The organism is Rhodobacter sp. 4.3.4 (genome assembly GCF_058724655.1).
In genome coordinates this window covers 2,007,411-2,021,455 of sequence record NZ_CM178967.1, presented here as the reverse complement: position 1 = coordinate 2,021,455, position 14,045 = coordinate 2,007,411, and the positions used below count along the sequence as shown (strand labels likewise).

Here is a 14,045-nt window from a genome sequence, read left to right as displayed (position 1 = left end):
CCACCGCTGCCGCGCCCCGGGGCGGCCTTTGGGGAAAGTTCCTGTTACGTTCGCAATTTCTCGTTGGAGACTCGGGCGCGACCCCCTATCTATGGGGCCTGACATCTGGGGGCGGGCATGGCCGAGCAAAAGTTCATCGAAGTGCGCGGGGCGCGCGAGCATAATCTCAAGGGCGTCGATCTCGACATTCCACGCGATGCGCTGACGGTGATCACCGGGCTTTCGGGTTCGGGCAAGTCCTCGCTGGCCTTTGACACGATCTATGCCGAGGGGCAGCGCCGCTATGTCGAAAGCCTGTCGGCCTATGCGCGGCAGTTCCTCGACCAGATGGGCAAGCCCGATGTCGATCATATCTCGGGGCTGTCGCCCGCGATTTCGATCGAGCAGAAGACGACCTCGAAGAACCCGCGCTCGACCGTTGGCACGGTGACCGAGATCTACGACTATCTGCGGCTGCTGTTTGCCCGCGCGGGCACGCCCTACAGCCCGGCGACAGGCCTGCCGATCGAGGCGATGCAGGTGCAGGACATGGTCGATCGCGTCATGACGATGGAGGAGGGGGCGCGGGGCTATCTGCTCGCCCCGGTGATCCGCGATCGCAAGGGCGAATATCGCAAGGAATTTGCCGAATGGCGCAAGGCGGGGTTTCAGCGGGTGAAGGTGAACGGGGCGTTTTACGACCTCGAGGAGCCGCCCGTGCTGGACAAGAAATTCCGCCACAACATCGATGTGGTGGTGGACCGGATCGTGGTGCGGCCCGGGCTGGAGACGCGGCTGGCCGACAGTTTCCGCACTGCGCTGGATCTGGCCGATGGCATCGCGCTTTGGGAAGAGGCGCTGAGTGCCGAGGAGACCGAGGCGGGCAAGGAAGCGCAGCGCATCACGTTTTCCGAGAAATTCGCCTGTCCGGTCAGTGGCTTCACCATTGCGGAAATCGAGCCGCGGCTCTTCTCCTTCAACGCGCCGTTCGGCGCCTGTCCGGTCTGCGACGGGCTGGGGGTGGAGCTGTTCTTCGATGACCGGCTGGTGGTGCCCGACACATCCCTGACGCTGGCCGCCGGGGCGCTCGCGCCTTGGGCGAAGTCGAAAAGCCCCTATTTCATCCAGACCATCGACGCGCTGGCGAAACATTACGGCTTTGACAAGAAGAAGCCCTGGAAGGCGTTGCCGCCCGAGGTGCAGCGGCTGTTTCTCTATGGCTCCGGCAAGGATGAGATCCCGTTCCGCTTCGACGAGGGCGGCCGGGTCTATGAGGTGACGCGCAGTTTCGAAGGCGTGATCCCGAACATGGAGCGGCGCTATCGCGAGACCGACAGCGCCTGGGTGCGCGAGGAATTCGAGCGCTATCAGAACAACCGCCCCTGCGGCGCCTGCGGCGGCTACCGGCTGAAACCCGAGGCGCTGGCGGTGAAGATCGCCGGGCTGCACATCGGCCAGATCGTCGAAATGTCGATCAAGGAGGCCTTCGCGAAGATCGAGGACATCCCCGGCCAGCTGAGCAAGCAAAAGAACGAGATCGCCCGGCCGATCCTCAAGGAAATCCGCGAGCGGCTGGGCTTCCTGATCAATGTGGGGCTGGATTACCTGACGCTGAGCCGGGCGGCGGGCACGCTTTCGGGCGGCGAAAGCCAGCGCATCCGGTTGGCCAGCCAGATCGGCTCCGGCCTGACGGGGGTGCTTTATGTGCTTGATGAACCCTCGATCGGGCTGCATCAGCGCGACAATGACCGCCTGCTGCAAACGCTGAAAAACCTGCGCGATCAGGGCAATACGGTGCTGGTGGTCGAACATGACGAAGATGCGATCCGCCATGCCGATTATGTCTTCGACATCGGCCCCGGCGCGGGGGTGCATGGCGGGCAGGTGGTGGCGCAGGGCACGCCCGCCGAGATTGCCGCCGATCCGGCGAGCCTGACCGGGCAATATCTGGCGGGCACGCGGCGCATCGAGGTGCCCGCGCACCGGCGCGAGGGTAATGGCAAGAAGCTTGTCGTTTCAAAGGCTTGTGGCAACAACCTGAAAGATGTGACGGCCGCGTTCCCGCTTGGCAAATTCGTCTGCGTGACCGGCGTCTCGGGCGGTGGCAAATCCACGCTGACCATCGAGACGCTGTATAAAACCGCGGCGATGCGGCTCAACGGCGCGCGGGAAACGCCTGCGCCTTGCGACAGTATCAAGGGCTTCGAGCATCTCGACAAGGTCATCGACATCGACCAGCGCCCGATCGGGCGCACGCCGCGTTCGAATCCCGCGACCTATACCGGCGCCTTCACCCCCATTCGCGACTGGTTCGCCGGGCTGCCCGAGGCGCAGGCGCGCGGCTACAAGCCCGGGCGGTTCAGCTTCAACGTCAAGGGCGGGCGCTGCGAAGCCTGTCAGGGCGATGGCGTGATCAAGATCGAGATGCACTTCCTGCCCGACGTTTACGTCACCTGCGAGACCTGCAAGGGCCACCGCTACAACCGCGAGACTTTGGAGATCCGGTTCAAGGACAAGAGCATCGCCGATGTCCTTGAAATGACTGTGGAAGATGCGCAGGAATTCTTCAAGGCCGTGCCCTCGATCCGCGAAAAGATGGATGCTTTGGTCGAGGTGGGCCTGGGCTATATCAAGGTCGGCCAGCAGGCGACGACGCTTTCGGGCGGCGAGGCGCAGCGGGTGAAACTGTCGAAGGAACTGGCGCGGCGTGCCACCGGGCGGACGCTTTACATCCTCGATGAACCCACCACGGGGCTGCATTTCGAGGATGTTCGCAAACTTCTGGAAGTTCTGCATTCTCTGGTGGATCAGGGCAATACGGTCGTGGTGATCGAGCATAATCTGGACGTGATCAAGACCGCCGACTGGATCCTTGACATCGGCCCCGAGGGCGGAGACGGCGGCGGGCGGATCGTCGCCGAGGGCACGCCAGAACAGGTCGCGGCCAATCCCGCGAGCCATACCGGGCGCTATCTGGCGCCGATGCTGGGGATCAAGGTGGCGGCGGAATGAGCGCGGATCAGATCGGTTTCTGGGATCGGGTGGCGGAACGCTATGCGGCGCGGCCGGTGCGCGATGCCGCCGCTTACGAGGACATGCTGGCCAAGGTGGCGGCGCGGCTCGGCCCCGGTGACAAGGTGCTGGAAATCGGCTGCGGCACCGGCACGACGGCGCTGCGACTTGGTCCGCAGGTGGGGCTGTGGCTGGCCACCGATCTTTCGCCGGAAATGCACCGCATCGCCTGCGCCAAGCCCGGCTGCGCGCAGGTGCAATTTCGGCTGGCCGCGGCCGAGGCCCGCCATGCCGAGGCGCCTTTCGACGTGATCTGCGCCTTTCACATCCTGCATCTGGTTCCCGATGCCGCGGCGACGCTGGCCGCGCTTTTCGATCAGCTGAAACCGGGCGGGCGGCTTTTGTCGAAGACCTGGTGTCTGGCCGATCTGCCGCTCTGGATGAAGGCGATCCTGCCGCTTTTGCGGCTGCGCGGCTGGATGCCGCCCGCCCGCGCGCTGCGGGCGTCCGAGCTGCGGGCGCTGATCACGGCCGCGGGTTTCGTGATCGAGGAAGAGCGGACTTTCGGCAAGGGCAAGCACAGCCGCTACATCGTCGCGCGGAAGCCGGTCTGAGCGGGCCGGTCTGAGGGGGCGCCGCAAGGAAAACCCGCCGCGACCGGGGCCGCGGCGGGCAATCAGCTCTGCCGGAAGCTTGGGCTCAGCTTTTGCAGGTGTTGATGCCGAGCAGGTTGTAAAGCGGGCAGGTGTTCAGAAGCCCGGTCGCCAGCGGCACGACGCCGATCAGGAAAATCCAGTTGTAGCCCGCTTCGCCGCCGGTCAGAAGCCCGGCCACGAGCAGCGCGATCCCCGCCGCGATGCGCAGTTTCTTGTCCATGCCGCCCACATTGGTCTTGAACATCTCTTGCTCCCTTGATGTCAGCAGGCCGGGTCTCCGGCCGATGGCTGACCTTAGCAGGGGGCCGTTGCGCCTGTCGGTGATCTCGTCACAAAGCCTCGGTCGCGGCGAGGCGGGCGAGCGCGGGCGCATCGCGCAGCTCGACCGCGCCGCGTTCGGTGCGCACCCAACCGCGGCGCGCGAAGGCGTCCAGCCGGCGCGACACCACCTCGCGCGCAGAGCCGATCTGCACCGCGATCTCGGCATGGGTGGCCTGCACTCGCCCGGCCTCGGCGCGCGCGACCAGCCAGCCCGCCAGACGGCTTTCGACCGACTGGAACGAGACCCGCTCCATCAGCCGGATCACCTCCTCCATCCGCACCGCCATGGCGGCAAAGACAAGGCTGCGGAAGGCGGGGGAAGTTTCCATCAGTTTCAGGAAGATGGGGCGGGGCACAAGGACAAGGCGACAAGGTGCAGTGGTGATCGCCTCGCCGCTGTAGCTGGCCTCGCCCAGAAGGCCCAGCGTCGTCTGCACGCAGGTTTGCCCCGGCTCGACGGCGTAAAGCAGGAGTTCCCGGCCATTCGCCCCGGTCAGGAAGACCTCGATCCGGCCATCGAGCATCAGCACGAAGCCCTGAACCGCATCGCCGGGACGAAACAGCACGGTGCCCTTTGGCACCTCGCTTGGCACAAGCGGTGCGAGCGCGGCACGGGCCGGGGCGTCAAGGCAGGCGAGCGCGGGGGAAGTGTCGATCCAGTCCATGCGTCTTATCTAATCCCCCCCCCCGCCCGGCGCAAGCGCAACCGGGTGAGGCGCTCAGCCGCGGCCGCGCTTTTCGAACCGTGGCAGCATGGCGGAAAAGTCCATTCCCTTGCCGTCCTCCTCCTCGACGAAGCGGGCGTAAAGGGCGGCGGCCAGTTCGCCCATCGGCGTGTCGGCATCGGCGCCCGCCGCCGCCTGCTGGCTCAGCCGCAGGTCCTTCAGCATCAGTTCCGCGGCGAATCCGGGCTTGTAGCCATTGTCCGCCGGGCTTTTCGGCCCGATCCCGGGGGCGGGGCAATAGGCGTTCATCACCCAGCTGTAGCCCGAGGAGGTCGAGACCACGTCGAACATCTTGCCCCGGTCCAGCCCCAGCTTGTCGGCCAGTGCAAAGGCCTCGCAGGTGGCGATCATCGTGACGCCGAGGATCATGTTGTTGCAGATCTTCGCCGCCTGACCGGCGCCCGAGGCGCCGCAATGCACGGCCTTCTGCCCCATCACGTCAAAAAGCGGCTGCACCGTGGCAAAGGCCGCGTCGGAGCCGCCGACCATGAAGGTCAGCGTGCCCGCGCCCGCCCCGCCAATGCCGCCCGAGACCGGTGCGTCCAGCGCCCCCATCCCCGCCGTCGCCGCCTCGGCCGCCACGGCGCGCGCGCTTTCGACATCGACGGTCGAGCAATCGCAGAGCACCGCGCCGGGCGTCATCGCCGCCAGCGCCTCCCGCGCCACCGTGCGCAGGATCGCGCCATTGGGCAGCATGGTGATCACCACTTCGGCGCCCTGCACCGCCTCGGCAATGCTGCCCGCCTGCGCGACGCCCTCGGGCGCCGGTGCGGCCAGATCGAAACCCGTCACCGCATGGCCCGCTTTCGCCAGATTGGCCGCCATCGGCGCGCCCATGTTCCCAAGTCCGATGAACCCGATTTTCATGTTTTCTCCCAAGGATTTGTGACGCGATCTTCAGGCGTCGAAAGGAATGTCCCAGCCCGCGGGCAGGGGGGCGAGCAGCTCGTCCAGCAGCGCCTCGGGCAGGGTGTCGAGGCTGTAGCGCCAGTTCGGCTTGCGGTCCTTGTCGATGATCTGCGCCCGCACGCCCTCGAGGAATTCCGCCTTCTCGACGGCGCGCAGGGTGAAGCGGAACTCGTTCGACAGCGCCGCGCGGATGGTGGGCGTGGCCCGGGTCATGCGGATCAGCCGCAGCGTCGCCTCGGCCGAGAGCGCCGAGACCCGGCGCAGCGTCGCTGCGGTGTCCTGCGCGAAATCGCCCTGCATCCGGTCAAGGGTTCCGACGATTTCGCGCAGGCTTCCCCCGCCGAAAGCCGCTTCGATCTCGGGGCGGAGATCGGCCAGACGGCCCTTTTGCGCGGGGGCAAAGTGCCCGGGCAGGCAGCCGGGATCGCCGGTCTCGGTGATCCTGGCGATCAGGCCGGGCCAGTCCGCCTCGGGGATGTAAAGATCGGCAAAGCCCGCGTGGATCGCATCCGCCGCGCCGATGCGCCCGCCGGTCAGGCCCAGATATTCGCCGATCCGCCCCGGGGCGAGGGCAAGGATCAAGGTGCCGCCCACATCCGGGATCAGGCCGATGCCGGTTTCGGGCATGGCGATTTGCGTGGTGTCGCCGACGATGCGGTGGCGCGCGTGCCCGCCGATGCCGACGCCGCCGCCCATCACGAAGCCCTGCATGAAGGCAAGGATCGGCTTTTCATACTCCTTGATCCGCGCATTGAGCCGGTATTCGGCCCGCCAGAACCGCGGCCCGATCTCGAAATCGCCTTCTTTGCCAAGCTGATAGATCGTGGCGATGTCTCCGCCCGCACAAAAGGCGCGCTCGCCCACGGCGTCGATGACCACCACCTCGACCGCCGGGTCATGGCGCCAGTCGTGAAGCGCGGTTTCAATTGCCGCCGCCATGTCGTGATCGAGCGCATTGAGCGCTTGCGGACGGTTGAAGGTGATGCGGCCTGCGCGGCCCTCTTTCCGGGTCAGGATCCAGTCACTCATCGGTCGCGCTCCGCCATCAGGTTGCGGGTGATGATCAACCGCATGATTTCATTGGTGCCTTCCAGGATCTGATGGACGCGCAGATCGCGCACCAGTTTCTCGATGCCGTAATCGGCCAGATAGCCATAGCCGCCATGCAGCTGCAGGCATTGGTTGGCCACCTCAAAGGCCGCGTCGGTGACGTAAAGCTTTGCCATGGCACAGAATTTCGTCGCGTCCGGGGTGGCATGATCGAGCTTCCAAGCCGCCTGCCGCAGGAAGATCCGCGCCGATTGCAGCTTGACCTCCTGCTCGGCCAGCCGGAATTGCAACGCCTGGAACTGGTCGAGCGACTGGCCAAACGCCTTGCGCTCGCCCATATAGCGCAAGGTCGCGTCAAACGCCGCCTGTGCGCCCCCCAGCGCCGACGCCGCGATATTGAGCCGCCCGCCATCGAGCCCCGCCATCGCATAGGCAAACCCCTTGCCCTCGACCCCCACAAGGTTTTCCGCCGGGATCATGCAATCGTCGAACTGCACCTGCGCGGTCGGCTGCGCCCGCCAGCCCATCTTGTCCTCAAGCCCGCCAAAGCTCAGCCCCTTTGTCCCCGCCTCGACCACCACGGTCGAGATGCCCTTCGGCCCCTCGCCCCCGGTGCGGACCATGGTCACATAGGCGTCGGAATAGCCGCCGCCCGAGATGAAGGCCTTGGTGCCATTGAGCTTGTAACCGCCCGGCACGGCGTCGGCGCGGGTGCGCAAGGCGGCCGCATCCGAGCCCGAGCCCGGTTCAGTCAGGCAGTAGGAAAAGATCGTCTCCATGCTGCACAGCTTTGGCAGCCATCGGGCCTTCGTCTCCGGGCTGCCGAATTTGTCGATCATGCCGCCGCACATGTTGTGGATCGACAGAAACGAGCCCACGGCGGGGCAGGCCATCGCAAGCGCCTCGAAAACGAGCGTCGCATCAAGCCGGCTCAGCCCCGAACCGCCATAGTCCTCCGAGACATAGATGCCCCCCAGCCCCAGCGCCGCCACCTTGGGCCACAGATCGCGCGGGATCGTCCCCGCCGCCTCCCAGGCGCGCGCCTGTGGCGCAATCTCCTCCTGCCCGAAGGCGAAGGCCATGTCGAAGATCGCCTGTTGCTCCTCGCTCAACGCGAAATCCATGCGCCCCTCCCAAACCGCGTGAATTGAACATCCGTTTAATTTCTGATCCTTGCACAAGTTTTGCAAGGGCGGGGGAGGGGCGCTGCCCCTCTTGGCCTCTCGGCCAAGTCACCCCGGGATCTGTGAACCAGGGTGAAACACCCTGTTTTTTCTTGGCACAAATACGCCTTGGCCCGAAGGGCAAGCCGCGCCGCAGGCGCGGCCCCCCTGATCTGCCTCAGTCGAGCGCCTTGAAGTTCAGCGCCACGCCGTCCTTGATCCCCGAGAACCAGCGCGCGGTGACCGTCTTCGTCTTGGTGTAGAAGCGGAAGGCATCGGGCCCGTATTGGTTCAGATCGCCGAAGGCCGATTTCTTCCAGCCGCCAAAGGTGTAATACGACAGCGGCACCGGGATCGGGAAGTTGATGCCGACCATGCCGACATTGACGCGGCTGGCGAAATCGCGGGCCGTGTCGCCATCCGCGGTGAAGATCGCCGTGCCGTTGCCATACTCATTGTCGATCACCAGCTTCAGCGCGTCTTCGTAGGTCTCGGCGCGCACCACGCTCAGCACCGGGCCGAAGATTTCCTGCTTGTAGATCTCCATCTCGGGCGTCACCGCGTCAAAAAGGGTCGGGCCGACGTAATAGCCGTTCTCATAGCCCTGGATCTTCAACCCGCGCCCGTCAACGACCAGCTTCGCGCCCTGCTCGACGCCCGAGGTGATCAGCCCCTCGATCCGCTCCTTCGCCTGCCGGGTGATCACCGGCCCGAAATCGACATCCGCGCCGCCGGTATAGGGGCCGACCTTCAGCTTCTCGATCTTCGGGATCAGCCGTTCGATCAGCGCCTCGGCCGTGCCCTTGCCCACCGGCACCGCAACCGAAATCGCCATGCAGCGTTCCCCCGCCGCGCCGTAGCCCGCGCCCACCAGCGCATCGGCGGCCTTGTCCATATCGGCGTCGGGCATGATCAGCATGTGGTTCTTGGCGCCGCCAAAGCACTGCGCGCGTTTGCCATTCGCACAGGCGCGGCCATAGATATATTGCGCGATCGGCGTCGAGCCGACAAAGCCCACCGCCTGCACGGTGTCGTTGTCAAGGATCGCATCCACCGCTTCCTTGTCGCCGTTCACCACCTGCAGCACGCCATCGGGCAGGCCCGCTTCCTTGGCGAGTTCCGCCAAGCGCAGCGCGGTCGAGGGGCAGCGCTCCGAGGGTTTCAGGATCATCGCATTGCCCGCCGAGAGCGCCGGGCCCATTTTCCACAGCGGGATCATCGCCGGGAAGTTGAAGGGCGTGATCCCCGCAACAACGCCCAGCGGCTGGCGCATCGCATAGATGTCGATGCCCGGTCCCGCGCCATCGGTATATTCGCCCTTCAGCAGCGCCGGGGCGCCCATGCAGACCTCGATCACCTCAAGCCCGCGTTGCACGTCGCCGCGGCCATCGGCCAGCACCTTGCCATGCTCGGCCGAGACAAGCTCCGCCAGCTCGTCCATATGGGTGTTGATCAGATCGGCGAATTTCATCATCACCCGGGCGCGGCGCTGCGGGTTCGTCGCGGCCCAGCCGGGCTGCGCGCGTTCGGCGGCGGCGACGGCGGCGTCCAGTTCGGCCTTGCTGGCCAGCGCCACTTTCGCCCGCACCTCGCCCGTGGCCGGGTTCATCACCTCGGCGAACCGGCCCGAGCTGCCCGCGACCATCTTGCCGTCGATCCAGTGTCCGATCTCTTTCATTCCATCCTCCCTGGCAGGTTTGCGCCACATTAGCCTTGCGAAAATGCCGCCAAAAGAGGAAGTCAGGCAAAAGCGTTTTGCAGTTTTGCAAAGGGTGCGGCGATGGACTGGGATGATCTGCGGGTGTTTCTGGCGGTGGCGCGGGCAGAAAGCCTGTCCGGCGCCGGGCGGGGGCTGAAATGCGACGCGGCGACGGTGGGGCGGCGGGTGGCGCGGCTGGAGGAAGCCGTGGGGGCGAAGCTTTTCGCGAAATCGCCGCAGGGCTACGCGCTGACCGCCGAGGGCGCGCGTCTGATGCCCCATGCCGAGGCCGCCGAGGCCGCCTTCGCCGCCGCGACCGAGGAGCTTTCGGGCGCGGCAGGCCAGATCACCGGCCAGCTGCGCATCGGCGCCCCGGATGGCTGCGCCAATTACCTGCTGCCGCAGGTCTGCGCCGAGATCTGCGACGCCCATCCGGGGTTGGAAATCCAGATCGTCGCGCTGCCGCGGGTCTTCAACCTCTCGAAACGCGAGGCGGATATGGCGATTGCGGTGTCTCCGCCCTCCGCCGGGCGGCTGACGGTGCAGAAACTGGTGGATTATCAACTGCATCTGGCCGGGCACGAGGCCTATCTGCTCCGCCACCCGCCGATCCGGGAACGGGCGCAGCTCAAGGGGCACCGGATCGTCGGCTATATTTCCGACATGATCTTCGACAAGGAACTGGATTATCTGGCGCAGACCGGGGCCGACAAGGTGGAGCTGGCCTCGAATTCGGTCTCGGTGCAGATGCAGATGCTGCGCGCGGGGGCGGGCCTCGGCATCGTGCATGATTTCGCGCTGCCCTTCACGCCGGGGGTGGTGCGGGTTCTGCCCGATCAGATCGCGCTGTCGCGTGCCTTCTGGCTCATTCGCCATGCCGATGACCGCCGCTCGGAACGGCTCGACCGGCTGGCCGAGGCCTTGGGGCGCGGGATGCGGCGCGAGGTGGCGCGGCTGGAGGGGCTGGCCGTTGCGGGCGCGGGCGTGGCCTCGCCGACGCGTGCGCTGTGACGCATCGGCGCGGCTGCTTCGGCTTGCAAATTCCGCGCCGATGCTGTTGCGTGCGCTCACCTTTCGGTGACTGCGGTCTGAGGAGGACTGGATGCGGATCGGCCTTTACCCCGGAACCTTCGACCCGGTGACGCTTGGGCATATCGATATCATCGAGCGCGCTTTGGCGCTGGTGGATCGGCTGGTGATCGGGGTGGCGATCAACCGTGACAAGGGGCCGCTGTTTTCGCTCGAGGAGCGGGTGGAGATGTTGCAGGCCGAATGCGCGCCGATCACCGCGCGGCGCGGCGGCGAGATCGTCGTGCATCCGTTCGAGAACCTGCTGATCGACTGTGCCCGCGATGTCGGCGCTGGGGTGATCGTGCGCGGGCTGCGGGCGGTGGCCGATTTCGAATATGAATTCCAGATGGTTGGGATGAACCGGGCGCTTGATGCCAGTGTCGAGACCGTGTTCATGATGGCCGATGCGCGGCGCCAGGCGATCGCCTCGAAGCTGGTGAAGGAAATCGCCCGGTTGGGGGGCGATGTGTCGAAATTCGTCACCCCCGCCGTGGCCGAGCGGCTGAGCGCGCGCCTGAGCCGCCAGGCCGGGGCGTGACGGCGGGGGCGTTTTCGCAGATCTCGGGCCGCTTTTATCGCATCGTTCCCGCGGCCTATGCCGGGGCCGCGCTTTCCCCCGCACCGAGCCGCGAGGGCCGCTTTCACCATGATTTCCAGCCGACGCTGTATGTCTCGCCCCGGCCCGACTGGGCACAACACGCGGTGCGCGTTTACATCGGGCCGGATGATCCGGCACGGGTGATCTGCGAGCTGACGATCGGTCCCGCGCGGGTGCTGGATCTGCGCGACAGCGCGCAATGCGCCGCCTGGGGCGTCGATCCGCGGCTGGCGGCGGTGCCTTGGCTGCCCGAGCGCGCGCAGGGCTTTGTGGCCTCAAGCTGGCAGGTGGCCGATGCGGCGCGCGCGGGCGGCGCGGACGGGATGATCTACACCGCCCGCACCGCGCCCGAGCGCTGGCATTTGGTGCTGTTTCGCTGGAGAGAGCCGCCGATCTCGGCGCAGCCGACCGGCCATCGTCAGCCTGCGGATTTCGGTTGAGGGAAGAGTTTCGCCTCGGGCTTCGCCCGGGGCGACCCGCCGGGGGCTCCGCCCCCGGACCCCCGGGATATTTGAAGCAAGGCGAAAGGGGGGCACAGGCGCTTTCCGTCCGGCATCGTGACGAAAATGGCCTTGTTTTTCCTTGGCAAAATACGCTCGGGGGGTGCGGGGGGCGGAGCCCCCCGTCGGGTCGCCTCGGCGTCAGCCGAGGCGAAACACCCCCTCAGCCCTTCATCTTGAAGCCCTTGCCGATCTGGTCGGCCGGCTTCACCGGATAATCGCCCGAGAAACAGGCGTCGCAATATTGCGGGCAGGCGTTGTCGCGGCCGCCCTCGGCCCCCGCGGCGCGGTAAAGACCGTCGAGCGAGATGAATTCAAGGCTGTTCACCCCGATCCAGTCGCGCATCTCCGCAACCGACATCCGCGCCGCCAAAAGCTTGTTGCGGTCCGGCGTGTCGACGCCATAGAAACACGGCCAGGCGGTGGGCGGGCTGGCGATGCGGAAATGCACCTCGGCCGCGCCGGCATCCAGGATCATCTCCTTGATCTTGCGGCTTGTGGTGCCCCGCACCACCGAATCGTCCACCAGCACCACGCGCTTGCCCTTGATCAGGCAGCGGTTGACGTTCAGCTTCAGTCGCACGCCCATGTTGCGGATCTGCTCGGTCGGCTCGATGAAGGTGCGGCCCATATATTGGTTGCGGGTGATGCCAAGCGCGAAGGGGATGCCCGATTCCTGGCTGTAGCCGATCGCGGCGGGGGTGCCGCTGTCGGGCACCGGGCAGACCAGATCGGCCTCGACCGGCGCTTCGCGCGCCAGCTCCACCCCGATCTGGCGCCGCGTCTCATAGACCGAACGGCCGCCGATGATGCTGTCGGGGCGCGAGAAATAGACATGCTCGAAGATGCAGAACCGCGGTTGCGCGGCGTGGAAGGGCCGGGTGCTTTCGATCTGGCCTTCGTGGATGATCACCATTTCGCCCGGCTCGATCTCGCGCACCAGCTCCGCCCCGATGATGTCGAGCGCGCAGGTCTCCGACGAGAGCACATAGCCATGATCGCCCAGCCGCCCCAGCACCAGCGGCCGCACGCCCAAGGGGTCACGCACGCCGATCAGCTTGGTGCGCGTCATCGCGATCACCGAAAACGCCCCCTCGACGCGGCGAAGCGCATCGGCGATGCGCTCGGCATGGTTGGTCTGGATCGACCGCGCCATCAGATGGATGATGCATTCGCTGTCCGAGCCCGACTGGAAGATCGCGCCACGGTCGATCAGCTCGCGGCGCAGCGCATCGGCATTCGTCAGGTTGCCGTTATGGGCGATGGCACAGCCGCCCATCGAAAACTCGCCGAAGAAGGGCTGGATGTCGCGGATCACCGCCGCCTTCGATCCCGCCGTCGAATAGCGCACATGGCCGATGGCGAGCGGCCCCGGCAGCGTTTCCATCAGCGAGGCCTTGGTGAAATTGTCGCGCACATAGCCGAAACGATGCGCCGAATTGAAGCCCTTGGCCGGGTCATGGGCGACGATGCCGCCCGCTTCCTGGCCGCGGTGCTGCAGCGCATGCAGGCCGAGCGCCACGAAATTCGCCGCATCGGCGACGCCGATCACGCCGAAAACGCCGCATTCCTCCTTCAGCTTGTCGTCGTCAAACGGATGCGACAGGAAGGTTTTTTCGGCAAAGGTCATGGGAAGGCTCCAGGGATCTTGGGCTTGGCGCGGCTTTAACGCGAAACGGGAGGGGTGTTAAGCCCTCCCGCTCGGAATTCCTTACAAAGCTGTCACGATTTTGCGCGGCTCATGGCTCAGTTGCTGGCGGGGGGCGTCACGCCACCGGGCAGAACCGGCTCGGCCGCGGGGGTGCATTTCGCCACCAGGGTTTCGTAGCGCGCGACGATCCAGCCCGGCGCATCATCGGGCATGGTGTCGTCCATCTGTCCGCTCAGCTTCGAAAACACCTTGGCCGAGCGCGAATTGTCGACGACCGGCATCGCCTGCGCCGTGACAAGTTTGTCATAGACGACAAAGGCCACCGCCACCAGGATCACCCCGCGCGCGACGCCGAAGAGAAAGCCCAGGCCCTGATCGAGCCCGCCCAGAACCGAGCGTTGCACCAGCGTTGCAAAAAGCGGCGTCAGGATCGAGAAGAGCACGAGCGAGAGCGCGAAAACCGCGGCAAAACCGGCGATCGTCGCCAGCTCGCAGCTGTCGGCCAGGAATTTGTTCAAGACCGGAAGTTGCGCGATCAGGGGCTTGGCGGCATCGGCGAAAGTATAGGCCAGCACCGCGGCGCCGATCCAGCCCATGATGGCCAGCCCCTCGCGCACGAAGCCGCGGCTGTAGGCGAGGATCGCCGACAGGATGATGGTGATCGCCACGATGGCGTCGACGATGGTGAACCCTTCCATGGTTCCAAACCCC

13 protein-coding genes are annotated in these 14,045 nt (G+C 66.1%); 5 read left to right on the top strand and 8 right to left on the bottom strand.

Annotated features, from left to right (window positions below; genetic code table 11):
* Positions 1-117: 117 nt before the first annotated feature.
* The gene (uvrA, locus tag AC4PTB_RS09795; RefSeq protein WP_492189787.1) at positions 118-2,991 is read left to right on the top strand and encodes an excinuclease ABC subunit UvrA; all 2,874 of its coding nucleotides are present in this window, start codon (positions 118-120) and stop codon (positions 2,989-2,991) included.
* Entirely contained in the window at positions 2,988-3,605 is a 618-nt protein-coding gene (locus AC4PTB_RS09790) for a class I SAM-dependent methyltransferase (RefSeq protein WP_492189786.1), read from the top strand. Before uvrA ends, AC4PTB_RS09790 begins: the two co-directional genes overlap by 4 nt.
* An 85-nt stretch (positions 3,606-3,690) precedes the next feature.
* Here the strand turns inward: AC4PTB_RS09790 and AC4PTB_RS09785 are convergent, their stop codons facing one another.
* The 6 genes from AC4PTB_RS09785 to AC4PTB_RS09760 form a co-directional block, all read right to left on the bottom strand.
* Complete coding sequence (locus AC4PTB_RS09785; RefSeq protein ID WP_492189785.1) at positions 3,691-3,891, bottom strand: YgaP family membrane protein; 201 nt, start codon at positions 3,889-3,891, stop codon at positions 3,691-3,693.
* A gap of 85 nt (positions 3,892-3,976) precedes the next feature.
* Positions 3,977-4,633: a Crp/Fnr family transcriptional regulator gene (locus AC4PTB_RS09780; protein WP_492189784.1), complete on the bottom strand. Its 657-nt coding sequence runs from the start codon at positions 4,631-4,633 to the stop codon at positions 3,977-3,979.
* 54 nt (positions 4,634-4,687) lie between these two features.
* The gene (gene mmsB, locus AC4PTB_RS09775; protein ID WP_492189783.1) at positions 4,688-5,560 is read right to left on the bottom strand and encodes a 3-hydroxyisobutyrate dehydrogenase; all 873 of its coding nucleotides are present in this window, start codon (positions 5,558-5,560) and stop codon (positions 4,688-4,690) included.
* Between the two features lie 30 nt (positions 5,561-5,590).
* Complete coding sequence (locus AC4PTB_RS09770; protein WP_492189782.1) at positions 5,591-6,631, bottom strand: enoyl-CoA hydratase/isomerase family protein; 1,041 nt, start codon at positions 6,629-6,631, stop codon at positions 5,591-5,593.
* Positions 6,628-7,776, bottom strand: coding sequence for an acyl-CoA dehydrogenase family protein (locus tag AC4PTB_RS09765; RefSeq protein WP_492189781.1), 1,149 nt, complete (start codon positions 7,774-7,776; stop codon positions 6,628-6,630). The genes AC4PTB_RS09770 and AC4PTB_RS09765 overlap by 4 nt, the downstream gene beginning before the upstream one ends.
* Positions 7,777-7,993: 217 nt before the next feature.
* On the bottom strand, positions 7,994-9,493 hold the full coding sequence (locus AC4PTB_RS09760; protein ID WP_492189780.1) for a CoA-acylating methylmalonate-semialdehyde dehydrogenase: 1,500 nt from the start codon (positions 9,491-9,493) through the stop codon (positions 7,994-7,996).
* Positions 9,494-9,595: 102 nt separating this feature from the next.
* Here AC4PTB_RS09760 and AC4PTB_RS09755 point away from each other — a divergent pair, with 102 nt between their 5' ends.
* The 3 genes from AC4PTB_RS09755 to AC4PTB_RS09745 all read left to right on the top strand — a co-directional run bounded on the left by AC4PTB_RS09755 (position 9,596) and on the right by AC4PTB_RS09745 (position 11,623).
* Positions 9,596-10,525, top strand: coding sequence for a LysR family transcriptional regulator (locus AC4PTB_RS09755; protein ID WP_492189779.1), 930 nt, complete (start codon positions 9,596-9,598; stop codon positions 10,523-10,525).
* A gap of 91 nt (positions 10,526-10,616) precedes the next feature.
* Entirely contained in the window at positions 10,617-11,123 is a 507-nt protein-coding gene (gene coaD, locus AC4PTB_RS09750) for a pantetheine-phosphate adenylyltransferase (protein WP_492189778.1), read from the top strand.
* The gene (locus AC4PTB_RS09745; RefSeq protein ID WP_492189777.1) at positions 11,120-11,623 is read left to right on the top strand and encodes an RES domain-containing protein; all 504 of its coding nucleotides are present in this window, start codon (positions 11,120-11,122) and stop codon (positions 11,621-11,623) included. The genes coaD and AC4PTB_RS09745 overlap by 4 nt, the downstream gene beginning before the upstream one ends.
* A 223-nt stretch (positions 11,624-11,846) precedes the next feature.
* On the opposite strand, the gene purF is transcribed toward AC4PTB_RS09745, so the two are convergent.
* Entirely contained in the window at positions 11,847-13,313 is a 1,467-nt protein-coding gene (gene purF, locus AC4PTB_RS09740) for an amidophosphoribosyltransferase (protein WP_492189776.1), read from the bottom strand.
* Positions 13,314-13,429: 116 nt separating this feature from the next.
* Positions 13,430-14,032 carry a CvpA family protein gene (locus AC4PTB_RS09735; RefSeq protein ID WP_492189775.1) on the bottom strand — a complete coding sequence of 201 codons (603 nt, stop codon included), beginning with the start codon at positions 14,030-14,032 and terminating at the stop codon, positions 13,430-13,432.
* Between the last annotated feature and the right edge of the window lie 13 nt (positions 14,033-14,045).